The organism is Stutzerimonas sp. LR2 (genome assembly GCF_055755175.1).
This window is the reverse complement of record NZ_JBVTRR010000057.1, coordinates 1-863: the sequence shown is the minus strand read 5'-3', so window position 1 is coordinate 863 and position 863 is coordinate 1. Positions and strand designations below refer to the sequence as shown.

Below are 863 nucleotides of genomic sequence, written 5' to 3'. Positions count from 1 at the left end.
GGTGCCCGTGACGGGCTGGAATCCCCCAAAAAGAGTCAACTCGTTCCCTCTGGGTTTACCTTCACCGATACAGGGCTTCATGGCATTGCAGGAAACATAGTGGCCTATGTCCGTGAACAGGCCAAAGGTCAGGCGCTCACCGCGCATGTTTGGACTTACCGTTATGATGATAGCCACATGCTCAGCTGCGATTTTCACTCGAAAGAAAGCGACCTGGTCATTCCTTTGTGCATCACGGCAGGACAAGAGCAATGCGGTGACCCCATTGACGAACCGACGGTTTATGATCTGCCCGAGGCGTTGCACTTAGCCGGTATCATCATTCGTGCCGTGAAAGCGGATATTGAAATTGGCCGGTATTTCAACGAGACAAACCCTGCGGTATTGACCCGACCGCTACAGCATCGTCAAACCAATGGCCCCATCCATCTCTGGGAGGAAAATCATGCTTAAGCCTCAGATCCCGCTATGGGTTCGTGCAACCGCCTTTGTTCGTGAGCACCTTTCCTTCATCGCATTGGCCGGGCTCCTCCTCTGGTCCCTCTGGGGATGGCCTGCACCCGATACTGCGACAGGAGCAACAAAAATAATCGTTAACCTATTAGGTCTGGCGATGCCTCTGGCTGTGGTCTGGTTAGTGATCAGCACTTTTATGCGCACTACGACTTTCGATTATCTCGGCTACTTCGGTAAGCTCGTCTACGATATCGTTTTGCTGGTGATCGTTTTTCAGCTGGTCTGCCGTTTTTTCGCTCAGGTCCAAGGTGAGATTAATGGCGTTATTGACGGGGCACTACGTGACCCGGAATTGGCGATTAGTGCAGTGGTAAGTTTTTATCTTGTCACCTTTGTTTACCGGTTAT

General features: G+C 51.4%; 2 protein-coding genes. Both read left to right on the top strand.

Going from position 1 to position 863, the window contains the following annotated elements:
* The coding region (locus tag ACVRRC_RS22005) for a hypothetical protein (RefSeq protein ID WP_472997579.1) at nucleotides 1–453 on the top strand (453 nt) is incomplete at its 5' end.
* The coding region (locus tag ACVRRC_RS22000; protein ID WP_472997578.1) for a hypothetical protein at nucleotides 446–863 on the top strand (418 nt) is incomplete at its 3' end. The genes ACVRRC_RS22005 and ACVRRC_RS22000, both read left to right, overlap by 8 nt.